This is a genomic window from Devosia sp. SD17-2 (assembly GCF_029201565.1).
Classification (GTDB): domain Bacteria; phylum Pseudomonadota; class Alphaproteobacteria; order Rhizobiales; family Devosiaceae; genus Devosia.
Genome location: NZ_CP104002.1, coordinates 3,254,760 through 3,278,579, shown reverse-complemented (window position 1 = coordinate 3,278,579; position 23,820 = coordinate 3,254,760). Strand labels below are relative to the sequence as shown.

26 protein-coding genes are annotated in these 23,820 nt (G+C 63.4%); 20 read left to right on the top strand and 6 right to left on the bottom strand.

The annotated features are described in order from the left end of the window. The first annotated feature begins 34 nt into the window (after nucleotides 1-34). The 11 genes from mbhE to NYQ88_RS16030 all read left to right on the top strand — a co-directional run bounded on the left by mbhE (nucleotide 35) and on the right by NYQ88_RS16030 (nucleotide 8,585). Complete coding sequence (mbhE, locus tag NYQ88_RS16080; protein WP_275652120.1) at nucleotides 35-2,392, top strand: hydrogen gas-evolving membrane-bound hydrogenase subunit E; 2,358 nt, start codon at nucleotides 35-37, stop codon at nucleotides 2,390-2,392. After that, nucleotides 2,389-2,814: an MnhB domain-containing protein gene (locus NYQ88_RS16075; protein ID WP_275652119.1), complete on the top strand. Its 426-nt coding sequence runs from the start codon at nucleotides 2,389-2,391 to the stop codon at nucleotides 2,812-2,814. Before mbhE ends, NYQ88_RS16075 begins: the two co-directional genes overlap by 4 nt. After that, nucleotides 2,814-3,191, top strand: a complete 378-nt coding sequence (locus NYQ88_RS16070) for a Na+/H+ antiporter subunit C (RefSeq protein ID WP_275652118.1) — start codon at nucleotides 2,814-2,816, stop codon at nucleotides 3,189-3,191. The genes NYQ88_RS16075 and NYQ88_RS16070 overlap by 1 nt, the downstream gene beginning before the upstream one ends. Nucleotides 3,192-3,193: 2 nt before the next feature. Next, a complete protein-coding gene (locus NYQ88_RS16065; protein WP_275652117.1) occupies nucleotides 3,194-4,747 on the top strand; it encodes a proton-conducting transporter membrane subunit in 1,554 nt (517 codons plus the stop codon). Further along, nucleotides 4,744-5,223, top strand: coding sequence for a Na+/H+ antiporter subunit E (locus tag NYQ88_RS16060; protein ID WP_275652116.1), 480 nt, complete (start codon nucleotides 4,744-4,746; stop codon nucleotides 5,221-5,223). The genes NYQ88_RS16065 and NYQ88_RS16060 overlap by 4 nt, the downstream gene beginning before the upstream one ends. Beyond that, nucleotides 5,220-5,507 carry a monovalent cation/H+ antiporter complex subunit F gene (locus NYQ88_RS16055; RefSeq protein ID WP_275652115.1) on the top strand — a complete coding sequence of 96 codons (288 nt, stop codon included), beginning with the start codon at nucleotides 5,220-5,222 and terminating at the stop codon, nucleotides 5,505-5,507. Before NYQ88_RS16060 ends, NYQ88_RS16055 begins: the two co-directional genes overlap by 4 nt. 5 nt (nucleotides 5,508-5,512) lie before the next feature. Continuing rightward, nucleotides 5,513-5,869, top strand: a complete 357-nt coding sequence (gene mnhG / locus NYQ88_RS16050) for a monovalent cation/H(+) antiporter subunit G (protein WP_275652114.1) — start codon at nucleotides 5,513-5,515, stop codon at nucleotides 5,867-5,869. 125 nt (nucleotides 5,870-5,994) lie between these two features. Beyond that, on the top strand, nucleotides 5,995-6,417 hold the full coding sequence (locus tag NYQ88_RS16045; protein ID WP_275652113.1) for a MucR family transcriptional regulator: 423 nt from the start codon (nucleotides 5,995-5,997) through the stop codon (nucleotides 6,415-6,417). A 165-nt stretch (nucleotides 6,418-6,582) separates the two neighbouring features. Next, the gene (locus NYQ88_RS16040; protein WP_275652112.1) at nucleotides 6,583-6,942 is read left to right on the top strand and encodes a helix-turn-helix domain-containing protein; all 360 of its coding nucleotides are present in this window, start codon (nucleotides 6,583-6,585) and stop codon (nucleotides 6,940-6,942) included. Further along, on the top strand, nucleotides 6,935-7,426 hold the full coding sequence (locus tag NYQ88_RS16035) for a DUF6456 domain-containing protein (RefSeq protein WP_275652111.1): 492 nt from the start codon (nucleotides 6,935-6,937) through the stop codon (nucleotides 7,424-7,426). The genes NYQ88_RS16040 and NYQ88_RS16035 overlap by 8 nt, the downstream gene beginning before the upstream one ends. A 73-nt stretch (nucleotides 7,427-7,499) precedes the next feature. Continuing rightward, a complete protein-coding gene (locus tag NYQ88_RS16030; RefSeq protein WP_275652110.1) occupies nucleotides 7,500-8,585 on the top strand; it encodes an acyltransferase in 1,086 nt (361 codons plus the stop codon). On the opposite strand, the gene NYQ88_RS16025 is transcribed toward NYQ88_RS16030, so the two are convergent. Together NYQ88_RS16025 and NYQ88_RS16020 are read right to left on the bottom strand one after the other, a co-directional pair. Beyond that, nucleotides 8,523-8,951, bottom strand: a complete 429-nt coding sequence (locus NYQ88_RS16025) for a SufE family protein (protein WP_275652109.1) — start codon at nucleotides 8,949-8,951, stop codon at nucleotides 8,523-8,525. The genes NYQ88_RS16030 and NYQ88_RS16025 overlap by 63 nt on opposite strands. 143 nt (nucleotides 8,952-9,094) lie before the next feature. Continuing rightward, nucleotides 9,095-9,409, bottom strand: coding sequence for a hypothetical protein (locus NYQ88_RS16020; protein ID WP_275652108.1), 315 nt, complete (start codon nucleotides 9,407-9,409; stop codon nucleotides 9,095-9,097). 296 nt (nucleotides 9,410-9,705) lie between these two features. Between NYQ88_RS16020 and NYQ88_RS16015 the strand changes: the two genes are divergently transcribed. Genes NYQ88_RS16015 through NYQ88_RS16005 form a run of 3 tightly spaced genes read left to right on the top strand, consistent with a single transcriptional unit; the run spans nucleotide 9,706 to nucleotide 13,021 of the window. Continuing rightward, nucleotides 9,706-11,508 carry a PAS domain-containing sensor histidine kinase gene (locus NYQ88_RS16015; protein ID WP_275652107.1) on the top strand — a complete coding sequence of 601 codons (1,803 nt, stop codon included), beginning with the start codon at nucleotides 9,706-9,708 and terminating at the stop codon, nucleotides 11,506-11,508. Beyond that, nucleotides 11,505-12,677 carry a peptidoglycan-binding domain-containing protein gene (locus NYQ88_RS16010; RefSeq protein ID WP_275652106.1) on the top strand — a complete coding sequence of 391 codons (1,173 nt, stop codon included), beginning with the start codon at nucleotides 11,505-11,507 and terminating at the stop codon, nucleotides 12,675-12,677. Before NYQ88_RS16015 ends, NYQ88_RS16010 begins: the two co-directional genes overlap by 4 nt. Beyond that, the gene (locus tag NYQ88_RS16005) at nucleotides 12,677-13,021 is read left to right on the top strand and encodes a DUF1491 family protein (protein ID WP_275652105.1); all 345 of its coding nucleotides are present in this window, start codon (nucleotides 12,677-12,679) and stop codon (nucleotides 13,019-13,021) included. Before NYQ88_RS16010 ends, NYQ88_RS16005 begins: the two co-directional genes overlap by 1 nt. A gap of 7 nt (nucleotides 13,022-13,028) precedes the next feature. Here NYQ88_RS16005 and NYQ88_RS16000 read toward each other — a convergent pair whose 3' ends face one another. Beyond that, nucleotides 13,029-14,171, bottom strand: a complete 1,143-nt coding sequence (locus tag NYQ88_RS16000; protein ID WP_275652104.1) for a DUF2336 domain-containing protein — start codon at nucleotides 14,169-14,171, stop codon at nucleotides 13,029-13,031. 363 nt (nucleotides 14,172-14,534) lie between these two features. Between NYQ88_RS16000 and NYQ88_RS15995 the strand changes: the two genes are divergently transcribed. Both NYQ88_RS15995 and chrA read left to right on the top strand, forming a co-directional pair. Continuing rightward, entirely contained in the window at nucleotides 14,535-15,347 is an 813-nt protein-coding gene (locus tag NYQ88_RS15995) for a hypothetical protein (protein ID WP_275652103.1), read from the top strand. Between the two features lie 18 nt (nucleotides 15,348-15,365). Continuing rightward, on the top strand, nucleotides 15,366-16,571 hold the full coding sequence (gene chrA / locus NYQ88_RS15990) for a chromate efflux transporter (protein WP_275652102.1): 1,206 nt from the start codon (nucleotides 15,366-15,368) through the stop codon (nucleotides 16,569-16,571). Nucleotides 16,572-16,622: 51 nt separating this feature from the next. On the opposite strand, the gene NYQ88_RS15985 is transcribed toward chrA, so the two are convergent. From NYQ88_RS15985 to NYQ88_RS15975, 3 genes are all read right to left on the bottom strand, one after another. After that, a complete protein-coding gene (locus tag NYQ88_RS15985) occupies nucleotides 16,623-17,171 on the bottom strand; it encodes a DUF1254 domain-containing protein (RefSeq protein ID WP_275652101.1) in 549 nt (182 codons plus the stop codon). After that, nucleotides 17,168-17,743 (bottom strand): DUF1214 domain-containing protein, encoded by a 576-nt coding sequence (locus NYQ88_RS15980; protein ID WP_275652099.1) that lies wholly within the window; start codon nucleotides 17,741-17,743, stop codon nucleotides 17,168-17,170. Before NYQ88_RS15980 ends, NYQ88_RS15985 begins: the two co-directional genes overlap by 4 nt. 255 nt (nucleotides 17,744-17,998) lie before the next feature. Then, nucleotides 17,999-20,164, bottom strand: coding sequence for a PBP1A family penicillin-binding protein (locus tag NYQ88_RS15975; protein ID WP_275652097.1), 2,166 nt, complete (start codon nucleotides 20,162-20,164; stop codon nucleotides 17,999-18,001). A gap of 134 nt (nucleotides 20,165-20,298) precedes the next feature. Between NYQ88_RS15975 and NYQ88_RS15970 the strand changes: the two genes are divergently transcribed. The 4 genes from NYQ88_RS15970 to NYQ88_RS15955 all read left to right on the top strand — a co-directional run bounded on the left by NYQ88_RS15970 (nucleotide 20,299) and on the right by NYQ88_RS15955 (nucleotide 23,761). After that, entirely contained in the window at nucleotides 20,299-20,754 is a 456-nt protein-coding gene (locus tag NYQ88_RS15970; protein WP_275652096.1) for a YcgN family cysteine cluster protein, read from the top strand. Between the two features lie 86 nt (nucleotides 20,755-20,840). After that, a protein-coding gene (locus NYQ88_RS15965; protein WP_275652095.1) for an IS5 family transposase occupies nucleotides 20,841-21,610 on the top strand; the annotation gives its coding sequence in 2 pieces (ribosomal slippage) (nucleotides 20,841-21,149 and nucleotides 21,152-21,610; 768 coding nt in all). A 169-nt stretch (nucleotides 21,611-21,779) separates the two neighbouring features. Further along, nucleotides 21,780-22,400 carry a diguanylate cyclase gene (locus NYQ88_RS15960; protein WP_275652094.1) on the top strand — a complete coding sequence of 207 codons (621 nt, stop codon included), beginning with the start codon at nucleotides 21,780-21,782 and terminating at the stop codon, nucleotides 22,398-22,400. A 101-nt stretch (nucleotides 22,401-22,501) separates the two neighbouring features. After that, complete coding sequence (locus NYQ88_RS15955; RefSeq protein WP_275652093.1) at nucleotides 22,502-23,761, top strand: Hsp70 family protein; 1,260 nt, start codon at nucleotides 22,502-22,504, stop codon at nucleotides 23,759-23,761. Nucleotides 23,762-23,820: the final 59 nt, after the last annotated feature.

Below are 23,820 nucleotides of genomic sequence, written 5' to 3'. Positions count from 1 at the left end.
TTGGAATCGCTTATCAGCGAGAGGAGAGGCAAGCTTGGCGCTACCGTCTCTGGATGCAAGCATTGCCCTCGTGGCTCTCTTTCCATTTCTTGCCGCAGCGCTTGCTCCGGTATTGCATCGGCTGACCGGTGCGTTTTCGGGCTGGATACTGGCGCTCGTCCCTGCCGGGATATTTGTCTTTCTGCTTTCATTGCTGCCCGGGATTGTCGCCGGAGAAACTCTTCGCCTCGCCATCGGTTGGGTGCCGGCCTATGGGCTTGAGCTGAGCTTCTTTATCGATGGGCTGAGCCTCACGTTCGCGCTGACCATTTCCGGGATCGGCACGCTGATCGTGCTCTATTCCGGCTCCTATCTCGCCGGTCACGCCCATCTCGGACGCTTCCTCGGCTTCATGCTCGCCTTCATGGGGGCGATGCTCGGGCTGGTTCTGTCCGACAATATGCTGGCGCTGTTCACCTTCTGGGAGCTGACCTCGATCACCTCCTTCCTGCTGATCGGCTTCGACCACCAGCGCATGGCGGCGCGACGGGCGGCGACGCAGGCTCTGGTCATTACCAATATCGGCGGCATGGGGCTGCTGGTTGGCGCCATCGTGCTGCAGCAGGCTGGCGGCAGCTGGGACCTCAGCGTGCTGCGGGCAGCCGGGGGCATGCAGGAGCACGCGCTCTATGGCGTCATCCTTGCGCTCTTTGTCGTCGCGGCCTTCACCAAATCGGCGCAGTTTCCGCTGCATTTCTGGCTGCCCAATGCCATGGAAGCCCCGACGCCGGTTTCGGCTTTTCTCCATTCGGCGACCATGGTGCAGGCGGGTGTCTATCTCCTGTCGCGGATGACGCCGATCCTCGGCGACACGCCGGTCTGGATGGCGCTGCTGGTGAGCTTTGGCGCGGTGACCCTGCTCTGGGGTGCGATCGGCGCTCTGCGGCAGACCGACCTCAAGCAGATGCTGGCGCAGACGACCCTGGCCTCGCTGGGGCTGCTGGTGCTGCTGATCGGGCTCGGTACCTCGGTGGCGATCACCGCGGTCATGGTCTATTTCGTGGCGCACGCGCTCTATAAAGCGGCTCTCTTCATGGCCGTCGGCGCCGTCGACCACGAGGCCGGGACCCGCGAAATCACCGCGCTCGGCGGATTGGCCGAGAAGATGCCGGTGACCTTCATCGCCACTGCGGTCGCGGTGCTCTCCATGCTCGGCATCCCCCTTACGGTGGGGTATTTTGCCAAGGAAGAAATGTACCTCGGCCTCTTGTCGGGCGACTGGGCGAGTGTGGTGACGCTGATCGTCCTCGTTGTCGGCAACGCCATGCTTGGCGGCGTTGGCCTCCTCGTGATGGTCAAACCCTTCCTCGGCGAAGCCGTGCCAACGCCCAAGACCCCGCATGAGGCGCCAATCGCCATGCTGGCGGGCCCGCTGCTGCTGGGCGCAGCCGGGATCGTCGCCGGCATACTGCCCGATTGGCTCGGCCACGATATTCTGGCGCCCGGCGCAACGGCGATCCTTGGGGAAGCCGTCGAGCCCCATCTCAGCCTTACCATCAATTTCGCGAGCCCGCTGCTGTGGCTCTCGGCGCTGACCTGGGTGCTGTCCATTGCCGTGTTCCGGCTGGCGACCCCGGCGCGCACCCTGTTGCGACGCTTGAGCCATGGGTTGGGCTGGACCGCCGACACCGTATTTGACGCGGTGATGTTCAGCCTCATCCGCTTTTCTGGCGCGGTCACGCGGGCTCTCCATCACGGGCAGCTCGAGTTTTATCTGGTCATCGTCTTTTCGGGCCTGGCGCTGGCGCTGTTCGGGCCGATGCTGGCGCTGGATGGTTTCGACTGGCTCTGGCCCACGGCCGAGCTGGGGGCCTGGGTTGGTTTCTCCATGCCCGATGTCCGGCTCTACGAATGGGCGATTTTCGCTCTGGTGGTCATCGGCCTTGTCGCTGTGCTGATTGCGCCGAGCCGGCTCGCCGCCATCCTGGCGCTGGGCGTTCAGGGCGCGGCCGTGGCGCTGATCTTCCTCCTCTTCGGCGCGCCCGACCTCGCCTTCACCCAGCTGATGGTGGAAGTTCTCTCGGTGGCGGTGCTGACGCTGGTGATGACCAAGCTGCGGCTCGATATCCGCGATCACCGCCCGTTCGAGGACTGGGGGCGCGATGGCGTCATCGCCATCCTCTGTGGCGCCGGGGTGAGCCTGATGCTCATGCTGGTGCTGAGCGGCACGCTCGATACCCGCCTCTCCGATCTCTTTACCGCAACCAGCGTGCCGATGGCGCATGGCTCGAACATCGTCAACGTCATCCTCGTCGACTACCGCGGCTTTGATACGCTGGGCGAAATCTCGGTGGTGATGGGCGCCGGTATTGCCATCATGGCGCTGCTGCGTCGCCGGAGGACGAAGGCATGAACACGCTGATCTTCCGCACTTTGGCGCCGCTCGTTGTAGGCACCATGCTGGTGTTTTCCATCTACGTCTGCCTGCGCGGCCACAATGAGCCGGGCGGCGGCTTTATCGGCGGGCTGATCGCGGCCGCGTCCATGGCCGTCTTCGGCATGGCGTCCGGCGTTGCGGCGGTGCGCAAGGCGCTGCGCTTTGACCCCCTGACCATCGCCGGGGCAGGCGTATTGCTGGCCGGGGCGTCCGGGATAGCCAGCCTTTTTATCGAGGCGCCCTTCATGACCAGCATCTGGCTCTATCTCAACCTCGGCGACACTGTGCTGCCGATCTCGACGCCAATGTTCTTCGATATCGGCGTCTATCTCGTCGTCTTCGGGACACTGTCGTCGGTGGCGCTGGCGCTGGAAGAAGAAAGCGAGGGAGACATCTGATGGATTATATCCTCGCCATTCTCGTCGGGCTCTTTATTGCGATGGGCGTCTATCTGCTGCTGTCGCGCTCGGTCATCCGCATGCTGCTCGGCATGACCATTTTCGGCAATGGCGTGAACCTTCTTATTTTCACCGCCGGTCGAGTAACGCGCGAAATCGCGCCGATCGTGGCGCCGGGGCTCGATGTGCCGGCCGGGCCGATCGCCAATCCGCTGCCGCAGGCGCTGATCCTCACCGCCATCGTCATCGGCTTTTCCATGTTCTGCTTCCTGCTCGTCCTAGCCTATCGCGCCTATCAGAGCCTTGATGCCGACAACACCGATCGCATGCGCCTGGCCGAGCCGCCGCGCTCGCCCGAACCGCCGCTGAGCTATTGATCATGACCGAGACAGAACTGCCCCGCGCCATGATCGACACCCTCACCGCCGCCGGCGAATGGGTCATCGTGCTGCCCGTCGTGCTGGCCCTGATGGGGGCCGCGCTGATGCTGATCCTGCGCAATGCCGGGCGGCTGTCGCTTTTTGCGGCAGTTGTCGTCGTCAGCGGCATCATCGCCTGCGAAGTCACCCTGCTGGTTCGGATCGCCGACGTCGGGCCCGTCAGCATGACCATGGGGCGCTGGCTGCCCCCGTTTGGCATCAGCCTCACCGCGGATATCTTCAGCGCCGCCTTCGCGCTGGCTGCCTCGGTGGTGACGCTGGTTGTGCTGGTCTATGCAGAGGTCGATCGGGAAGACGGCGACCGCGGCAATAATTTCCATGCCCTCGTGCTCCTGCTGCTGGCCGGCGTCACCGGCGCCTTCCTCACCGGCGACCTCTTCAACCTCTATGTCTGGTTCGAGGTCATGCTGATCGCCTCTTTCGGTCTTCTGGTGCTGGGCGGAACGCCGGCGCAGATGGATGGCGCGGTCAAATACGGCTTTCTCAATTTCCTCGCGACGACCTTGTTCCTCATGTCCCTCGGGCTGCTCTACGGCCTCCTCGGGACGCTCAACATGGCCGACATCATGCGCGTGGCCCCGCTCGCCAATCCGGCGGCGATGACCGGGGTGGCGTCACTGCTGCTGCTGGCCTTCGGCATGAAGGCGGCGGCGTTTCCGCTCAACGCCTGGCTGCCGGCCTCTTACCACACGCCGCCTGCGGCCGTGTCGGCGCTGTTTGCGGGCCTGCTGACCAAGGTCGGTGCCTATGCCCTCCTGCGGGCGCTGGTGGCCATTTTGCCGGCCAGCCGCGACATGCTGGAGCCGGTGCTGCTGATCCTCGCCATCGGCACGCTGCTGACCGCGCCGCTGGGGGCGATTGCCGAAACCAATCTGCGGCGCGCCATGGGCTTTCTCGTCATTGGCGGCATCGGGGCCGTCTTTGCCGGCATGGCGCTGCCCAATGCGAGCGGCGTTGCCGGCGCGGGGCTCTATATTTTCCACGCCATGCTGACCATGACGGCGCTTTATCTGGTCGCCGGGCTGATCGAGCGCCGCACCGGCAAGCGCGACACGCGCGAGATGGGCGGCATCTACGCCGCCAGTGGCGGGCTCTCGGTCCTGTTCTTCGTGCTGGTGCTGGCAGCGGCCGGCGTGCCGCCCTTCCTCGGGTTCTGGCCCAAGTTGATCCTGCTCGAAGGCGGCATCGAAGCTGGTGGCTGGGGCGCGGTGATCGTCGGGGCATTGGTGATCAACGCCGTCCTGACCCTGATCGCCGGGGCGCGGCTCTGGTCGCATATCTTCTGGCGCAATGCCCCGGATGGTTCGGAACTTGCGCCAATGGGGCAGGGCACGCGGACCGGTTTCGCAGCGGTTGGGGTCCTGGCCATCGCCATCGTCGCAGCCGGCCTGTGGCCCAATCCGCTGATCGAGGGCAGCCAGGTCGCGGCCGCCGATATCCTTGACCCCGCCCGCTATGTTTCGGCGGTGGGCCTGGCGGAGGCGCAGCCATGAGTGCGGTCCTTCTTGTCGTCATCCTGGCTCTTGTCTGGGCCGGTATCACCGGCAGCTTTTCAGGGCTGAACCTTCTCTTTGGCGGGCTTGTGGGCGGGCTTGCCGTCTGGCTGCTGCGCGGCTCGCTGCGCCAGGGTGGTGAATGGCGCAAGTTGGGCCAGATCGCCTCGCTCTGCCTGCTCTTTGTCTACGAGCTCATGGTCAGCGCCATTCGTGTGGCCTGGGTGGTGATCCAGCCCGACATCAAGGGCGCGATCCGCCCGGCTGTCATCGCCGTGCCGCTGACGGTCAAATCCGACGCGGAGATTGCGCTGCTTGCCAATCTCATCACGCTGACCCCGGGCACGCTCAGTGTGGATGTGTCGGAGGATCGCTCGACCCTCTATGTCCACGCGCTGGCGCTTTCGAGCCCGGAGGCGCTGATCGCCGAGATTGCCAATGGCTTCGAAGCGCGAATCGCGGAGATCTACAAATGAGCGGGGCGGTGTTTCTTGACTGGGCCAGCCTGATTGCACTCGTGCTCTTGGGCGCAGCGCTTTTGGTTTCGATCGTGCGGATCATCATCGGCCCGACCCTGGCCGATCGTGTACTGGGGCTCGATCTGCTCACGGTGCTGGCACTCGCCTTTATAGGTGCGATTGCTGTACGCACCGGCCTCACTCTTTACCTCGACATCGCCATCGCTGTGGCTCTGCTGGGATTTTTGGCGACGATCGCCTTTGCGCGATATCTGCTGCGAAAAGCAAAACAACGGGATTAGTCAAAGTGGTCCAGGAACTTGCTAGTTACATTGGCGGACTACTACTTTTGTCGGGTGCGGCATTTTCACTGCTCGCTGCAGTGGGAGTCTTGAGACTTCCCGACCTATTCACGCGATTGCATGCCGCTTCCAAGGCCGGAGTCGTTGGTGGTGGCCTTGTTTTACTTGCGGTCGGTGTAGTAAGCATGGAGGCTGCAATTTGGGTGCGGGCAGTCATTGGTGTGTTATTTTTAGTCTTGACTACACCTATATCTGCGCATCTTCTTGCAAGGGCGAGTTGTCTTGCTGGCGATAAATTTTACAAAAATACGATTCAAAATGACCTTGACTTAGGACGAGACCGAATTTGGTCAGATGAATAGTCCTAAGTGTTAAGTGGTTGCTGTGTTGGGTTGGCTTGCACATTGCAATAAACCGCCCTAGGAAAGAAAGAAGGCGCCAACTGCCCTTGTTGTCGCCCAATAAAAAGCCTGGAAGGTTGACTATCATGAATGACAACACCGCTCCGGCAGAGACCGGGGAATTTGACCTCGTCGAACTCAGTGCCGACATCGTCTCCGCCTATGTAAGCCATAACGCGGTGAGCCCCACCGATCTGCCGCGTCTGATTACCGATGTACATGGCGCTCTTCGTGCCCTGCGCAGTAACGAAGTCCCCGTTCCGGTGGAAGAACTCAAGCCTGCGGTGCCGGTGCGCAAGTCGGTGGCGCCCGACTACATCATCTGCCTCGAAGACGGCAAGAAGTTCAAATCCCTCAAGCGTCACCTGCGCACTCACTACAACCTGTCTCCCGAAGAATATCGCGAGAAGTGGGGCCTGCCTGCCGACTATCCAATGGTTGCTCCGAGCTACTCGGCCACTCGCTCCAAGCTTGCCAAGGATAATGGCCTGGGCCGCAAGGCCGGCTAAGCCGCCGAAACGGTTCCTATGGAATTCAATAGCCGCCCCCCTCCCTGGGCGGCTATTTTTGTTTCGGCCCCTTGATGCAGATCGAATCTGTTCGACTTATCCCCGCCATGCCATGGCCATGCTGTAGATATAGGAATGTTATCCTATATCGTGAGGAGGCATGCCGTGCGAATCGAACAGAACAATGCCAACACGCTGATCTTGCAGACTGGCGGACGCCGGGGACAAGCGGAAGTGTCCGCCGCAATCGCCCTGGTGGCGCGGGAAAAACATATCCCTATCCGGCTAATTGTCCATTATTCCCGCTGCCGCGCCCAGACCGCGCGGGCCCGGCAGATCGCCATGTATCTCTCCCATGTGGTGTTCGGTGTGAGCTTGGCTGACATCGGCGAGGCCTTCGGGCGCGATAGGACTACAGTCTCATATGCTTGCGGGCTGATCGAGGATTTGCGCGACGATCCGCAGTTCGATGCCGAAATGGACCGGTTCGAAAGTGTGCTTTTGGCGGGGGCGAGCCATGAATAGCCCCGCACTGCCAAAAGCGGTCGAGCGCCTGCTCGGTGCAGTGGGCAGCGAGCCGCCCTTTCTCGGGCCGCAGCACGGGCAGGCGGCGAGCCGCCTGATGCATTGCTTCGAGCGGGCTCGGCTTACCCAGCGCGTGACCATATCCTATGATCCCGCGCGAATTGGCGGGCAGCGTGGGTCCGCCGGGCCGGCAGAGATAACCGATAGCGCCGCCGATGCCCGAAAGCGGCTTGCCGCCCTGGCAGACGCCATGCCGCGCGATTGCTGGGGTGTGCTGTTTGACGTCTGCGGCCATGATCTTGGCCTCCAGGAGATTGAAGCGGCCCGCAACTGGCCTCGGCGCAGCGCCAAACTGGTGCTCCGGGTCGCCCTCGAACAGTTGGCGGCGCACTATGGTCTGGAGGCCGCGGGGCGCGGCGGCGGTACAGGGCCGCAGCGGGGCTGGCTGGAGCAACGACCAAAGATGTTCGAGGATGAAACTTAACGATGTTGTCGGCGCGCCTCTGTCGTCCGGCGCGCAACGTGCTAGGAGAACATGTCCAGAGGCGCGGCGCCGTATGACCTCCAGAATCGTCACCATACAATATCTGCGTGGCCTGGCCGCCCTGTTGGTACTGGCCTCTCATGTGCTGCTTTATCCGCTGCTAAGCCAGCCGCTGGTCTACGGTCGTCTCGGCTGGCTTGGCGTGATCCTTTTCTTCGTCATCTCCGGTTTCATCATGGTCACGGTGACAGCCGGTGGGCGCTTCGATGGTTTGAAATTCCTGCGTCGGCGGGTGCAGCGCGTGGTGCCGCTCTATTGGGTGTTTACGCTCGTCGCCGCCGCGCTGGCGTTGATTGCGCCGCAACTGTTCAAGACGACGGTGTTTGACGGCCAGCAATTGCTGCTGTCGCTGGCCTTTGTGCCGTTTTACAATCCGGCCAGCCACGGCATCCACCCCCTCTACAAGCTCGGCTGGACGCTCAACTACGAGATGTTCTTCTATGTCAGTTTCGCCCTGCTCGCGATGGTGACGGTGCGACGTCGGGTGATGGCCCTCACCATTGCCTATCTTGGCCTTGCCATCGTCGGGCAGGTCTGGGCTCCCGAAGGCGCGATTGCCCAGTTTTATACAAATTACATGCCGCTGGCCTTTATCGCCGGGGCCTGGCTTGGACTGGCCTATATCGAAGGAAGGTTGGTGCGGATCTCCAGCGCCATGACCGGTCTCGTCGGCGCGCTGGCGCTTGTGGGGATTGTCGAAGGCTTCTCATGGGGCGGGGAAGCGGTGGAGGAAATCGCGGCCTTTGCCGGTTTCCTCGCGTTCGCCATCGGCGCTGTGGCGCTCTTTGTGCGCTACGATGGGAAGGTGCCGCGCTTTGCGCTGATGGAGCGGATCGGCGACGCCTCCTACTCCATCTATCTGGCCCATATCTTTGCCGTGGCACTGGTGGCCGGCGTCTGGCTGCGTCTTTTCGGAGCCGATGGGCCAGGATCGGGCCTTGCGATCACCGGCCTCTCTATCCTTGGCGGTGTCGGGATCGGCCTTGTACTTTATCGGTTCCTCGAGAAGCCGCTTCTCGACTGGTTTCGCCGCCGGTCAGTTGACCAGCGCGCGCGCCTGGCCGCGAATGCGGTTGACCATGGCAACCAGACCATTTGACCGCTGTGTCGTGAGATGTTCGCGTAGCCCGATCTCGTCGAAAAGGGCAATCGCGTCGGTTTCAGCGATCTCGCTGGCCGGTCGATCAGAATAAAGCGACAGCAGGACCGCAACGAGGCCTTGAACGATCATTGCATCGCTCTCGCCGCGAAAGCGCAGTGACGGCGTGTCGGCAGCCGGGACCGGCTCTGCGACCAGCCAGACCTGCGAGACGCAGCCATTGACCTTGTTGGCGTCGGTGCGCTCGGTCTCGTCGAGCTTGGCGAGGCTCTGGCCCAGTTCGATGATGTAGCGGTACCGGTCTTCCCAATCGTCGAGGAAGGAAAGGTTGTCGGCAATGTCCTGGAAAGCCTGGGGATGTGTCATGGGCTTTATCTAAGCCAAGGGCGCGGCAGTTTCCAGCGCCGGATCGGCCATCAGTTCGGGAAAAGAAAAGCCGCAAGCACGAGCGCTGTGCCCGCGGCAGTGGCCTTGCAGAGGCGGGCGCCTGGAGGGAAGGCGTCCGCGCGTTAGCCCGAGTGATCCGGCCGCGGTCGGGGCAGGGGGATCGATTCGGGTCCCGGCAGAATGTGCATGGGAGGATTGGGACGCGACACGGGCTGGAGTGCGGCCGAAACGACCGCCTTGCCGCCCAGACAGGTGAGATTATCGCATTCGATGGCCTCGACCTGGGTGGCGACAAACTGGCCGCCCCGCGTCACTGCCTCGCTGGAGAGCGCGGTAGCGGTCTGTGCAACGTCGACATCGGGCCGGATGACCACGAACCCGACAGAGAGCCAGAATGCGGAGCGAAGAAGGAACATCATGTCGAATATGGGGTTCAAACGGGCCGATTCCCGCTCTTGTTGGCTTCACCCTAATCGGCCCCCGTTAAGCGTCGCTGCGCCCGACTGTTAAAATTTGAAGCAAATGCTGTCGCAGTTTTGGAGGGGCGCAACCCCTTGTTTACGCTATCTGTCGAAAGCGGGACGCGGCTCGCAGACTTAAATCCGTCTTAGCTGTTGGTGCGCGATTGTGCGCTTCAGGCAAGACCTGCACCAATCAGGCAAGCGGGCCCGCAAGGGACCGCGATATCCGGCGACCAGGCCGGAAGAGTGGCGTCTCGAGTATGAGTTTTTTGATGGCTAGCATGGTCCAATTTCGCGCCCGTAGGGGAAGCGCACCGGCGAAGGCCGGAAGTGCTCGCCCTGAAACGCAGCGCCGGAAGACCATCGCCGTAAACGCAGTCGTTCTGATCGCAGCCTCGGCTCTCGCCATGCCCGTGGCGATCTGGCTGCTGGTTGCCCAGGCTGCGCTGCCCTTCGTCATCGCTTCGGCCGGCCTTGTCGGCGGCATGGTCAGCCTGTCGCTGCACCAGCGCCAGCGCTTTGACGAGGCTGCCCTGGCCCAGGTGACGACGCTTATGGGTGCTGGTCTCATTCTGACGCTTCTCGACCCGCGCCTTGGCGATTCGGGACTGGCCCTGACGCTGATGGGGCCGGTGCTTGCAGCACTGCTGGCCGGCAAGACCATCCGTCAGCTGAGCTGGCTGGCGACAGCTTCGATCATTTTGCTGAGTGGAATCACTGCGCTGTTCGGCCTGGCGGAGACGTCCGCCCTGGCGCAGCCGGCCATGGCTACGGGCGCCATCGCCTTTGCCGTTGCGGTCGCCGTCATCATCCACACCACTCACCACATCAATGCGGCCTTCGTCGTGCAGGACAAGGCCCAGGTCAGCGCCTATCGCCACCTGTTCGAACATGTCCAGGACGCGGTTCTGCGTTATTCGAGCGAGGGTGAGCTGCTGTTCGCCTCGCGGTCGGCCGAAACGCTCCTGGGGTGCCCGCGCTATCAGGTGCAGGGGACGGCCCTTGCCGAGCGCGTGCATGTGCTGGATCGCCCGCTCTACATGACCGCCTTTGCCGATGCGAACATGTCCGGAAAAAACCGCACCGTGGAAGTGCGTATGCGGCGCGATGACGAGACCAGCTCCAGAAACATCCCGATGTTCATCTGGGTCGAGGTGCGCTTTTCCCCGGTTGTCGAGGACGCCGATGAAGCCCGCCACGAAGTGATCGTCATGCTGCGCGACATCACCGAGCGCAAGGACGCCGACGCCAACAAGACCGAGGCCCATCGCGCGGCCGAGGAAGCTTCGCAGGCCAAGTCGCGCTTCCTCGCCACCATCGGGCACGAACTGCGCACCCCGCTCAATGCCGTGGTCGGCTTCTCCGAAATGATGTCGTCGGGCATCGGCGGCGAATTGTCGGCGACGCATAAGGAATACGCCGGCCTGATCCATCAGAGCGGCAAGCACCTGCTCGACGTGGTCGGCATGTTGCTCGACATGTCGCGGATCGAGGCGGGCAAGTTCGAGATCGACCCCAGCCGCTTCCAGCCCGATGAGATCGTGCCGGCGTGCCTCTCGATGATCGAGACCACGGCGCGTAACAAGACTGTTTCGCTCTCCACCGAGATCGAGCCGAAACTGCCCGAGATCATGGCCGACGAACGCGCCTGCCGGCAGATCCTGCTCAACCTCTTGTCCAATGCGGTCAAGTTCAGCCATCCCGGTGGCGCGGTGACCCTGGTGATCAAGCGTCAGGGCCAGTCGATCAGTTTCTCCGTGCGCGACAATGGCATCGGCATGGCGCCAATGGCCCTCGAGAGAATCGGCGAGCCCTTCTTCCAGGTGCAGGACGGCCTCTCGCGCCAGTATGAAGGGACCGGCCTCGGCCTCTCCATCGTCAAGGGTCTCGTCGAGCTGCATGGCGGCGCCCTGCGGGCCATGTCCGAGATTGGCATGGGGACAACCATGACCGTCTTGCTGCCCATAAACGGTCCGGCAACCAAGATGGCGGAAACTGCGACCGTATTACCCCTCCATCGCGAGCCTGCAGCCCCCAAGACTTCATGGCAAAACGAAAAAAGAAAAGCGCAATGACGACGGCATCCATCCTGACTCAGTTGCCCCTTCAGATCGGCAACGTCTTCCTGTCTCAACTTGGCCGTGCAGGCCAGTGGACACTGGCTCGCTACATGAAGGCGCCGCTGGCCTCGACGGGTCTGCTCGCCATGGTGACGCTGACGGCGCTGGCCGGCAGCAATGCGCTTTATTTCCAGACGGCCGACCATCCGTCGCCCTTCTTCGGTCCCATTCGCGCGGTGCCCGCGAGCGTCTCCGTCGACGCGCCCGTGCCGGCGCCGGCCGAACTGCGCCAGCAGGCGGGGGATGCTGCGACCGTCCTGCCGCCGATGACGCAGGCGAACGAGACGACCGGGTCGATCGCCAATGTTCCCCAGGTCGTCCCCGACCAGCCGGTGGGCAACACCCAGGTTTTTGCCGTGCAGAAGAAGCTGGCCGAACTCCGTCTCTTCGACGGCAAGGTCGATGGCTATTATGGCCCGATGACCGCGCGCGCCATCCGGGCGTTCGAGGAGCGCAATGGCATGGCCCCGCTCGGCGCCTTGTCCGCTGGCGTCGTTTCAGCCATTCTCAACGCCGATAGTGCTGGCCGTGCCATGGCGCCCGTAGCGCCGCCGCAGCCTGCGCCGGTGGTGCAGCCCGTCGCGCAGCCGGCGCCGGTCGTTCAGCCGGCACCAGTAGTGCAGCCGGTGGCCGTGGTGCAGCCCGCGCCGGTCGCCCAGCCGCAACCCGACCAGGTGATTGCGCGCCTGCCGACGCTTTCTCCGGGCGAACAGGTGTTCGACCAGGTGGCCACGACCGCCGCCCAGACGCTCGATTCGATCGTTGCAGCTGTCGACGGTTCGCGCTCGAACCCGCAGACCATGGCCAATCCGCCGATCCCGACAGCGCCCCTGCCGACCCAGACCATGCCGGCGCCCGTACAGGTCGCCTCGATTGCGCCTGTGGCGCCGCCGGTTGCTGTGGTCGCGAATCCCGGTCCGCCGGCCAATGACGCTGCGCTCGTCTCCCAGATTCAGAGCGGGCTCGCCAGCCTCGGCTTCTTCCGCGGCGCCGTCGATGGCAATCCCGGCCCGGAAACGGCCCGCGCCATCCGCGAATTCGAGAACTTTCACCGCTACAGGATTACCGGGCAGGTGCAGCCTGATCTCGTTAAACTGCTGCGGGATGCCGGCGCGGCCATCTAGTGGCCAGCCTGCGCAGCGATCTGTGGTGCATGGCATTTGTCCGGCGCCACAATGATCGGGGCAATATGTGCGTGGTCTCCCGCAGGGGAGACCCGATAGCCGGCCAGGTGTTCATCGAAGTCGATCACCTCGACGGCACCTACTCGCTGTTCACACCAGCGCCGCTTTTGTCGCGCGATGATAGCGCCGCCCTGGTGTTCCAGCGGCGCTTCTCGCATGTCGAGCCGCAGATTGTGCGTGACCGCATTGCCCGGGAAAAAGACTTCGATCCCGATCTCTGGGTGCTGAGCCTTGATCTGCGGGGCGATGATCTGGGGACCGATGTGGTCGACCCCCAGAAGTGAGCTGAGATCAGCTGGCGCGGCGGGCGCCGATGCGGTTGAGGGCTTCCATGGCCTGTTCGACCACCGGATTGGCCGAGCCGGCCGATGCTGCAACGCGGCGGCGGGGCTGGGAGACCGGCTGGTACTGCGGCTTGGACAGGTCCAGCAAATTCACTTCACCACGCCATGCGCTCATCAGGTACGCCATTGATTCCGGCGTGACCGTTGCAAAGAGCGTGGCGAAATCGGCCAGTGCCTTGGATCGCTCGCTGTCATGGCTGGTGGCGTGGATGAGAACCTTCAACCCGTCATAGGCCGAAACGCCGAAGCCGCGCAGGATGACGAACACCGAAGCACCGGTGACGTCGTGGGCGATCTGGCCGCAGCGGACTTCGTCGAGCCCGGTGATCTGGGAGAGCAGGCGCGTCACTTCCGGACGGCGGTTCTCGGAGAACAGCTTCATCAGCGCCTTGGTCAGGTCACCGGTCGCAACCGACATCTGTTCGATGGTGCGGGTGATCGGGGCAGGGGGCGTCTGGCGGCTGGCGAAGGCCTGGATGACCTTGACGCGGTTGTCGTCGGAAAGATCGAAGAAGGCTGGCGCGAGCAGGGCTGCGTCGAAATCCTTACGCCCGCCAAGGGCTTCTGCCACCATGTGGTCCATTTGCGCCGAACGCGCCAGGGCACTGAGATAGGGGCCACGTGGGGTGATGTGCAGATTGCCAGCCAGCGCGCGATAGACTTTTCGCGAGTTCATCTGGAAGAGCTTTGCCAGCACCACATTGGAGAGATTGGGTCGGCCGGCCAGCGTTGCGGCGGCGGTGACATCATAGCGCCCGATGATGTCGAGCATGGTCTGGTCGGTCAGCTCGTTCGCCGACTGGATAAAGGAAATCAGATCTTCGCCGATGTTCTCGACGACAAGGTTCTCGAGCACTGGCGAGAGCAGCTCGGCGCGGCCGAGGATGGCTGCAGCCTTGGCACGGGCCTGCTGGCTGGCGGCCGGAAACAGGCGGCTGGCAAGGGTTTCGAACTGTTCCATTTCGGGACCCGTGGGCCGGCCGCGGCGCGCATAGGCGTCGCAGGCGGCGATCAGCAACGTATTGGTGCGATCGACACCACCCGTCTCGATAAGGAGCTGAAACGTCTCGTAGGGCTGGAAACCAAGCATGTTCGGCGGGACCGTGGATAGTTATTCGCATCATGTGCGTTCAATGCTCAGTTTGACGTGAATTCGTTAGCAGACTGTTAACCTTGACGATCTCTTAATGAGAACAAGCGCGGGGGGCGACGCGCCGATAGAATTGATCCAACTCGTGGCCTCCGATGGGACGGAGGAGCGGCGCAGCCAAGGAGGCCCAATTGGGACAGCTGCTGAAGTTCGTCAGGCGGACAACGTCCGCCGATGCCGTCGACAGACCGACTGGTAATGCCCAGATCATTTTCTTCACCGGGGTTCGGTACGAGCGTGAAACGCCGCCGCCCCCCAAAAAACGACTCGCGCCACCTCGTCGGCGCAAACGCGGCTGAACCCTTGCTAAAATACACTCGTCTTATCGGCCTCGTTGTCCTTGCCGGTCTTGCCACTGCCTGTGCCTCGCGCCCGGTGGGTGATTTCGGCCGGGCCCAGCCCAGCGCCCTGCATGATGCCATGTTGCCGGCGGTAGGGGATTTCATGGCCCGGCAGCGGCGCGAGCCGGTGTCGAACTTCAACCAGACCGACCAGGAGCGCGAGATGCATGACCGCACCTGGCGTTTCCTCGTGGCCAATAACGCCAAGGACTGGCTGTTCAACACCGAAGCCGAGATGCAGCGGGTGCGCATCACCCGGACCAAGGATTTCACCTTTTTCCCGGACCGCTATTACAACTGGCTCAAGAAGACGCATTATCAGTCATCGCGTGTGCGCTATGCGACGGTGACGCGGCATATCCAAGCCGATCTCGACACCTTGCCTGAAGCCTTCCGTTCGGTCTGTGCGGTGATTGAGGTGGATCGCCAGCGCCAGGTGGCGCTCAACGAGTTGAGCGATCTTGCCCCCACGGCACATGCTGATGTGCGGGCGCGTCGGATCGAGAACCAATGGTATATCGACTGGTTCGAGCGGGCCGTGAACTATCGCTACGACAGCTATTCCTATGCGCTCGAAAACCTCCTGGTCGAAACTCCGCATGAGCAGTCGGTGGCGGTGGACGCGGCATTGCGCCGCCTAAAGCCCTGGGCTGATCGCGCGAGGAACGGCGATTTCTGTCCGGGCAATGCCGGACGCGGCGGACAGGCCGATGTCACCATACCGTCACGCTTCCAGACCATGGTGCGCGACACCGAGGTCATTGCGCCGAAATAATCTTCTTGAGGGGGCGCCGTGCTCGACCCGCAACACCGCAACCATGGGTCTGTCTCCGAAGTCTTCCTGACCTTTCTGAAACTCGGCCTCACCAGCTTTGGTGGGCCGATTGCCCATCTGGGGTATTTTCGCGACGAGCTGGTGGCGCGGCGCAAATGGGTGAGTGAAGCCAGCTATGCCGACCTCCTGGCGCTCTGCCAGTTTCTGCCGGGACCGGCGTCGAGCCAGGTTGGTTTCGCGCTTGGGCTAAAACGCGCCGGGCCATTGGGCGGGCTCGCCGCCTGGGCGGGTTTTACGCTGCCGTCGGCGATTCTCCTCGTGCTCTTTGCCTATGGCGCGGCGGCGCTTGAAGGCCCGCTGGCGCAGGGCGCCATCCACGGACTGAAACTCGTCGCTGTCGCCGTGGTGGCGCAGGCCGTTCTGGGCATGGCCAAGAGCCTCACGCCCGACAGGCAGCGGGCCACCATTGCGCTGGTCGGGGCGGCAATGGCCCTGCTCGTTGGCGGTGCCATTGGACAGGTTGCGGCGATCGTCGCCGGAATTGTGGCGGGGCTGGCTTTCTGCCGCGATGGGGCGACGACGGACACCCATGCCGATGGACCGGTTCATTCGCGGCGCGCAGGCCTCGTGGCATTGGCAGCGTTCTTCATTCTCCTGTTCGGCCTGCCGCTGCTGGCCGGCCTCGGGCAGGGTTTTGCCCTGTTTGACAGTTTTTACCGCGCCGGGGCGCTGGTGTTCGGCGGTGGACACGTGGTGCTGCCGCTGCTCGACGCGGAAACAGTGGGGCAGGGCTGGCTCGGCCGGGACGCCTTTACGGCTGGATATGGCGCAGCACAGGCCGTGCCCGGCCCGCTCTTTACCTTTGCCGCCTATCTCGGGGCCGTAAGCGGCCTGTCGCCCAATGGTGTGCTCGGCGCGGCCATCGCGCTGGTCGCCATCTTCGTGCCGGGCATATTGCTGGTCGTCGCGGCACTGCCGTTCTGGGAAGAGCTGCGCCGCCAGAGCTGGGCCCAGGCCGGGATGCGCGGCGCCAATGCGGCAGTGGTCGGCATATTGGCGCTGGCGCTTTATGATCCGGTGTTCACCAGCGCGGTGTCGAGCCCGCTTGATTTCCTGCTGGCGGCGGCAGGCTTTGTGGCGCTGGTCGCCTGGAAGGCGCCGCCCTGGCTGGTCGTCGTGACGCTCGCCGTTGCTGGCGCGGCGATCGGGGCGTGGGTGGGCTGATCGGCCTTGCGGCTGACTTCACGGGGCACATGAAGCCGTTCTATCGCTCGCTCAGCTGGGGCGGGGGCCGCAGCGGACGGATTGGAGGCGTTCGGCGAAGCGGGGGCGCATGGCTTCGTGGGGTGGGGCGAGGCGCACGAGCACGACAATGCGGTCGCTGGTGGATTCCACCACGAGGAGCCCTTCGGCGATGTCGAGCTGCTGGCGGGCGAGCAGGCGCGTCTGGGCGGCATTGAAGATGCCGATCTCCAGCGTCTGGCCGATGCCGTCGCGATTGGTGGTGGAATAGAAGACATTGCCGGCGCTGTTGTAGAGGGCGACCGACCAGAAGGCGTCAGGCAGCATGCCGCTGAGATAGGCCGGACCCTCGGAAAGATCGACCTGGCAGAGACCATAGACCAGTTCCGGATCGAGCCGCAGCGGATTGGGCTGGCCCTGTTCGACCCGGGGCAGGATCAGCATGCGATTGGCCGCCTCAAGCCGCGCCAGCCGCGTCGCCGTGGTTTCCTCGGCCAGAAGCGGCATGGAGAGGATGACCACGAGGTGGATGATGCCACCGAGCAGGACGCCACCGATGAGCCAGAGCAGGGTGCGGATCATCGGCAGGCTCTCCGCAGAATGACGGGCATGGTGTCATTGCCGGCGCCGAGGCCCGAAAATGCGGTGGTGTCGTAAAGCGAGAGGGCGAGGCTGAATGGGCCTTTGCCGGTGATTTCGAGCCAGGTGCCGCTTTCAAGCGTGGTGCTGACGGCGACATTGATGGCGCCATTATTGTCGCGCACGACCTCGCTCGAGCGCATGGCGGGCTCGGCATCGGGCGCGGCCAGGTTGATCCAGTTTTCATCGATCGCCACCAGGGTCCAGAAACTGGACACGGGCACGTGGCCGACCAGACGATAGGAACAGACCCGGTCGAGCGGACGGCCTTCGCTGTCGGTGGTGGCGATGAACTGCAGCCCTTCGGCGCGCCCCATCTGCAGGGCGGCCTCGCGCACGAGATGCGCCCGCGTATAGGGATTGGGCTGGGGCGTGCCGGCATCGGGCCAGGCGACCCACGGGCCGATGGAATTGCCGCCGAAGAAGCGGCCATCGGTCAGCGCGAAATGGCTCAGGCCGAAGCCGATGCCGAGCGCGACAGCAATGGTCAGCAGGAGGCGGAGGACAAAACGCACGGGTCAGCGACTTGACGAATTGGGCATGGGCGAAATGTCGGCTCTCATGTGCAGGCAACTATCGCTAACGTAATCGGGCAGCGGAATAAAGGGCGAGATCTTGACGAGAGATGGCCCGATGTTCGCGCGTGTGGTTCACCCCACCCCGGCCCTCCCCATCGAGGGGAGGGAGCCCATCGTGCCAGCGGGACGGGCGGAGAATGAACTGACCGGCGTAGCGGACAAGAAGCGGTACCGCTTCTTGGATGGAGGCCATCAGACCCCGCCTTCAAGGGCGGGTGGGGGCAGGGCGGCCTGGTCGCTGAGCGGGGTGGCATTGCGCAGTGTGGTGTCGAGGCGTTCGGCGAGGTCGAGGAGTTTTCGCGCCGCGCCGGGCTTGAGGCTGGGCGGACGCTGCTCGATCTCTTCGGCGAGCGCATCGGCATCCGTGTCGGCAACCATGGTCTGGGTGGGCTCGAAATTGACCCCGGCAATCGGCTCGACTTTGATATTGGTGTGGGCATAGGCCATGAACTTCTGCCAGGCGATGGTGGGCAGGAGGCCGCCGGTGAGGTTGTTGGTGGGGCGGTAGTCGTCATTGCCGAACCAGACGGCGGCGACGAAATTGCCGGTGAGGCCGGTGAACCAGGCATCGCGATAGGAGGTGGTGGTGCCGGTCTTGCCGAGCACGGGAACACCCGGCACGTCGGCGCGGCGGCCGGTGCCGCCGGTGACGACCGTGCGCATCATCTGGTTCATATAGGCCACGGTCTGCTCGGAGAGGACGCGTTCGCGCGGGGCGTCGTCGTCATATTCCCAGACAAGATCACCCGCGAGTGTGGTCATGCGGGTGATGCCATAGGCCGGGGTCTTGAGGCCGTGATTGGCAAAGACCGCATAGGACGAGGTCATATCGAGCACCGAGACGGAGGCGACGCCAAGCGCCAGCGAGCGGGTGACCGGGTATTCCTGGCGGAGGCCCATCTTGTAGCTGAGCTGGGCGATGGGCTCGCGGCCGGTCTTGATCGAGAGGGTGACAGGGACCGTGTTGAGCGATTGCGCGAAGGCGCTTTCGAGGCTGACCGTGCCCTTGTAGTTGCGGCCATAGTTCTGTGGGCACCAGTCGCCGATGCAGACCGGGCGGTCAGTGATCGGGTCGGAGGGTTTGAGGCCCAGCTGTTCGAGCGCCTCGGCATAGACGAAGACCTTGTAGGACGAGCCCGGCTGGCGGGTGGAGACAATGGCTCGGTTGAACTGGCTCTTGCCGTAGTCGACGCCTCCGACCATGGCGCGCACAGCGCCCTGGGTGTCGGTGGCGACCATGGCGGCCTGGCTGACGCGATATTGCTCGCCCTGTTCGCGCACCACCGAAGTGATGGCCTCCTCGGCATATTGCTGGAGCGTGGTATCGATCGTGGTGCGGACGACGAAATTGTTCCCCGGCGCATTGGTGTCGTCGATGATGCGCTTGGCTTCCTCAAAGGCCCAGTCGAGGAAATAGTTCGGCGAATTGACGTCGGCAGTGCGGTCGATCGGGGCAGCCGGGTGGCGGCGCGCGGCGGTGACCTGGCCTTCGGTGAGGAAACCGGAGGCCACGAGATTGGACAGCACGAGATTGGCACGGCCGCGGGCGGCGGCGAGGTCGACATGGGGTGCGTAGCGCGTCGGGGCCTTGAACATGCCCGCCAGCATGGCCGCTTCGGCAAGGTTGATGTCCTGCACGCGTTTGCCAAAGTAGAATTCGGAGGCCGCGGTGACGCCGAAATTGCCGCCGCCCATATAGGCGCGGTCAAAATAAAGCTTGAGGATCTCGTCCTTGGAATAGTGCCACTCGAGCCAGATGGCGAGATAGGCCTCGATGATCTTGCGCTCGAGCGTGCGCTCGGCCGAGAGGAAGAGGTTTTTCGCCAGCTGCTGGGTGAGCGAGGAGCCGCCCTGGGTAGAGGCGTCGCCCTGGGCGTTGGAGGCCAGGGCGCGCAGCGTGCCGACGATGTCGATGCCGAAATGCTCGTAGAAGCGCCGGTCCTCGGTCGCGAGCGTGGCCTTGATCAGATAGTCGGGCATTTGATCGAGGGCGACGCTGTCATCCGAGCGAATGCCGCGCCGGCCGATCTCGGTGCCGAAGCGATCAAGGAAGACGACGGAATAGTCCTCGGCCTTGTTGAACGAGCCGCGGGCGATGATGTCGAAGGCGGGCAGGGCGAGCGCCGTCATCAGCACCGCGCCGATGGCCCCGAAGGTAAAGGCGTCCGAGAGGATCTCGACAAAGAAGCGCTTTATGCCCGAGACGTGGAACCTGGACATGAAGTCCTGGTAGCGCGTATAGGCCCGGCCAAGGGTTTGCCAGAACTCGTAAAGCGAGGAATCCAGCCAGGCGTCCGCCGCCAGCATGCCGCCAGCCGGTTTTTTCCGCTTTTCCTTGGTATAGAACGGATCCTGCACGCCGAACCCCACTGCCCCCGATAACGGACTTTTGTCCCTTCCGGCGGGCCAATGCAATTTCCTCGCCGGAATATGATTGCGCCGGGCTGCAGACAAGCGCAAACCGGCAACACAGTGAACGCGTGACGGTTAATATGGCCTTCTGGGAAGAAAAAACACTTGAAGAAATGTCGCCAGCGGAGTGGGAAGCGCTCTGCGACGGCTGTGGGCGTTGCTGCCTGATCAAGCTGGAAGATGAAGACACGGGCACGCTGATTACTTCCGACGTCCGCTGCAAACTGCTCGATGGCGACACCTGCGCCTGCACCAACTATCCCGAGCGCCAGAAGATCGTGCCCGACTGCATCAAGCTGACGCCGAACAATGTGCGCGACATCGCCTGGATCCCGACCACATGCGCCTATCGCCGGATTGCCGAGGGCAAGGGGCTGGCCTGGTGGCACCCGCTGGTTTCGGGTGATCCGCAGACCGTGGTGGATGTCGGCGTGTCGGTGAAGGGGCGGACTTTCCTCGAAACCGAGGTCGACGCCGACGAGTGGGAAGAGCATGCCGTAGACTGGCCCGAATTCGAGCCGCCAGAGACGATCTAGGCGGTGTGGACGAAGTGGATTCCCAAATCAGCTAATCGCTGATTCAATGCTGTTCTTTGCGGAGAGCAGCGTTGGTTCGGGGTTTGATGTCAGATGCAGAGTGGGCCTTCTTCGAACCGTTCGTGGTGGAGAAGGGTCCGAGACGAGGTCGGCGGCCGCGTGATCATCGGCTGGTGCTGGATGGGGTGTTCTGGATAGCCCGCACGGGAACCGCCTGGCGGGATCTGCACAGCCATTTTGGCCCATGGAACTCAGTCTATCGCCAGTTCCGGCGTTGGACGCAGGCGGGGATCTGGGATGTGATGCTGGAGGCCTTGAACGAGACGGGAGCGGGTAACGATAGCGTTCAGATGATCGACTCTACCATCATCCGCGCCCATCAGCACGCCGCCGGCGCGCTAAAAAAGGGGATGCGGACCAAAGTCTTGGCCGCTCTCGTGGTGGTTTCTCGACCAAGATCCATCTCCGCAGCAACGCTCTCGGCCTCCCTGTCGCGGTCACGCTGAGCGGCGGACAGGTCTCCGACGTGAAAGGCTACGTGCCGATCATGGACCAGCCCGGTCCGAGACCCTGCGTGCTGCTCGCCGACAAGGGATACGACGCCGACTTCATCCTGGCTGACCTGGAGGCCCGCGGCGTGGCCGCTGTCATTCCGGCCAAACGAAACCGCAAGGTTCAGTCCGTTATCGACGGCCATATCTATGCCTTGAGAAACCTCGTCGAGCGATGCTTCTCAAAGCTCAAGCACAGCCGCCGCTTAGCCACGCGATACGACAAAACCGCCGATAGCTTCCTCGGCTTCGTTCTCGTCGCGTCGATCCGGTTGTGGGTCAGACACTTTGTCCACACAACCTAGCCCGATCGTTGTATAGAGCGGGTGGCGGTAAGACGAGAATAAGCAAAACGGGCGATATTCTTGCATCATCCGAAGATATTCTGACTTGCCAAATCACCCGCTTTGGTTACTTCTCGTGAACCATAACTGACTACATCCCGTCGGGCATAGATCGCTGGGGGGCGGCACGATGAGCATGATGGACCTTTCGCAGGGCGACAGTTTCTGGGCCAGAATTCGGGCCCTGCTGCAACTGACACCCGCCGGCCGCGCCGATGCATACGCGGCGATCGGGTCCCGCAACGGCCAGAACCGTCCGCTCGACGAAGAAATGCGCCGCTGCTGGGCGCTGGCCGCCGAACGTCACGTTTCGCTCTGCGTCATGACCCTCGAAATCGACTGCTTTGCCGAATATCTCGCCGCCTATGGGCGCGACGCCAGCGAAGACTGCATGGACGCGCTCGCAGGCGCGATCCGCTCGGTGGTGGGCGATGATGGCGCGCGGTGCCTGCGCCTCGGCCAGGCGGGCTTTGTGGTGATCCTTCCGGACCTGCCAGTGCTGATGGCCCGCAGCCTCGCCGGCAAGATCATGAAGGCCGTGCGGCTTGAGGGCCTGGTCAACAAGGAAAGCCATTCGGGCATCGTCACGCTGGGCTGCGGCATCGCCGTCGTCAATCCGGCCGGAGCCTTCACCCCGCATGTGATCGAGGCCGCCATGGCGACGCTGCGGCGCGCCCAGCGTCACGGCCTTTCCCGCATCGAAACCACCGATCTGCGCGTCGGCGAAACGCGGGTTGTCGAAGCCGCCTGATCTGGACATTCTGTCCGGTTGCCAAGCCGGAACGAACCTCCTATAGGGGCCGTCCTTCGCGCGCACGCCGCGCGTCATCCCCTATAAAAGAGGTCGTCGTCATGGCCCTATCCTGTGGTCTCGACTTCGGGACGTCCAATTCCACGCTGAGCTTTATCGCACCGGACGGACAGCCTTCGCTCGTGCCGCTCGAGGGCGCGCAGGCGACCATTCCCAGCGTGCTGTTTTTCGGCTTCGAGGACGATAGCCTGCACTTCGGTCGCGCTGCCGTGGCCGAATATGTCACCGGCGCCGAAGGGCGGTTGATGCGCTCGCTGAAGAGTGTTCTGGGCACGGCGCTCTACGCCGACACCACCCGCATCAAGGCAAAACGCCTCGGCTTCGGCGAGATCATCGGCACCTTTGTCGGCGAAGTGAAGCGCCGCGCCGAGGCCAAGCTCGGCGATGAGCTGACCGATGTGGTGATGGGACGGCCGGTGCAGTTCGTCGACGACGATCCCCAGGCCGACGCAGAAGCGCAGGGGCAGCTCGAGGCCGCCGTGCGGGCGCAGGGTTTCAAGAATATCGTCTTTCAGTACGAGCCGATCGCCGCAGCGCTCGATTATGAACGCCATGTGTCGGGCGAAAAACTGGCTCTGATCGTCGACCTTGGCGGCGGTACCTCGGACTTTTCGCTGGTGCGCGTCTCGCCCGAGCGGGCAGGGGCGGCAGATCGCTCGAGCGATATCCTGGCGACCAATGGTGTGCATATCGGCGGCACCGATTTCGATCGACTTCTGGCGATGGCGCGGGTGATGCCGGAGCTGGGGCTCGGATCCAAGACTGTCGACGGCAAGCGCTATCTGCCGGTGGCGCCCTATTATGACCTCTCCACCTGGCACCGCATCAACCGGCTCTATGACGCCAAGGCGCTACGTGACCTGCGCTCGACCATTCGCGAGGCCCAAGAGGCGGAGCGGGTCGAAACCATGGTGATGCTGGTCGAGGATCGGCTCGGGCACAAGCTGATCGGCGCGGTAGAAGGGGCGAAGATCGCCCTCTCCGATCATGACGTCACGCCGTTCTCCTTCCCGGTGCGCGATGCGGTGATCTCTACCGAGATTTCGGTCGCTCATCTCGGGGCGGCGCTGGCGGATTCGGTGACGCGGCTCGAGACCACGATTGCCGAGACGCTGCGCCTCGCCGGAGTTGCGACCGAAGACATCGACAGCCTGATCCTGACCGGTGGTTCGACGCTGGTGCCGGAAGTGTCCGGCCGCCTGCAGCGGCTGTTCCCCGATGCCGAAGTGGTGCACACCGACGTGCTCGGCAGCGTGGGGCTCGGCCTTGGGCTCGAAGCGCGGCGGCATTTTGGGGCTTGATGGCTCAGTCTTCCCCCTCCATCCTCTCCCCTGCGGGGGCGCAAGAGATGCAGGGGGAG

What these genes read in the sequence shown, in the direction of transcription:
- NYQ88_RS16075 (WP_275652119.1), top strand. Translation starts at nt 2,389, where the DNA reads ATGAACACGCTGATCTTCCGCACTTTGGCGCCGCTCGTTGTAGGCACC.
- NYQ88_RS16070 (WP_275652118.1), top strand. Translation starts at nt 2,814, where the DNA reads ATGGATTATATCCTCGCCATTCTCGTCGGGCTCTTTATTGCGATGGGC.
- NYQ88_RS16065 (WP_275652117.1), top strand. Translation starts at nt 3,194, where the DNA reads ATGACCGAGACAGAACTGCCCCGCGCCATGATCGACACCCTCACCGCC.
- NYQ88_RS16060 (WP_275652116.1), top strand. Translation starts at nt 4,744, where the DNA reads ATGAGTGCGGTCCTTCTTGTCGTCATCCTGGCTCTTGTCTGGGCCGGT.
- NYQ88_RS16055 (WP_275652115.1), top strand. Translation starts at nt 5,220, where the DNA reads ATGAGCGGGGCGGTGTTTCTTGACTGGGCCAGCCTGATTGCACTCGTG.
- NYQ88_RS16045 (WP_275652113.1), top strand. Translation starts at nt 5,995, where the DNA reads ATGAATGACAACACCGCTCCGGCAGAGACCGGGGAATTTGACCTCGTC.
- NYQ88_RS16035 (WP_275652111.1), top strand. Translation starts at nt 6,935, where the DNA reads ATGAATAGCCCCGCACTGCCAAAAGCGGTCGAGCGCCTGCTCGGTGCA.
- NYQ88_RS16030 (WP_275652110.1), top strand. Translation starts at nt 7,500, where the DNA reads ATGACCTCCAGAATCGTCACCATACAATATCTGCGTGGCCTGGCCGCC.
- NYQ88_RS16025 (WP_275652109.1), bottom strand. Translation starts at nt 8,951, where the DNA reads ATGACACATCCCCAGGCTTTCCAGGACATTGCCGACAACCTTTCCTTC.
- NYQ88_RS16015 (WP_275652107.1), top strand. Translation starts at nt 9,706, where the DNA reads ATGGCTAGCATGGTCCAATTTCGCGCCCGTAGGGGAAGCGCACCGGCG.
- NYQ88_RS16010 (WP_275652106.1), top strand. Translation starts at nt 11,505, where the DNA reads ATGACGACGGCATCCATCCTGACTCAGTTGCCCCTTCAGATCGGCAAC.
- NYQ88_RS16000 (WP_275652104.1), bottom strand. Translation starts at nt 14,171, where the DNA reads ATGCTTGGTTTCCAGCCCTACGAGACGTTTCAGCTCCTTATCGAGACG.
- NYQ88_RS15985 (WP_275652101.1), bottom strand. Translation starts at nt 17,171, where the DNA reads ATGATCCGCACCCTGCTCTGGCTCATCGGTGGCGTCCTGCTCGGTGGC.
- NYQ88_RS15970 (WP_275652096.1), top strand. Translation starts at nt 20,299, where the DNA reads ATGGCCTTCTGGGAAGAAAAAACACTTGAAGAAATGTCGCCAGCGGAG.
- NYQ88_RS15960 (WP_275652094.1), top strand. Translation starts at nt 21,780, where the DNA reads ATGAGCATGATGGACCTTTCGCAGGGCGACAGTTTCTGGGCCAGAATT.
- NYQ88_RS15955 (WP_275652093.1), top strand. Translation starts at nt 22,502, where the DNA reads ATGGCCCTATCCTGTGGTCTCGACTTCGGGACGTCCAATTCCACGCTG.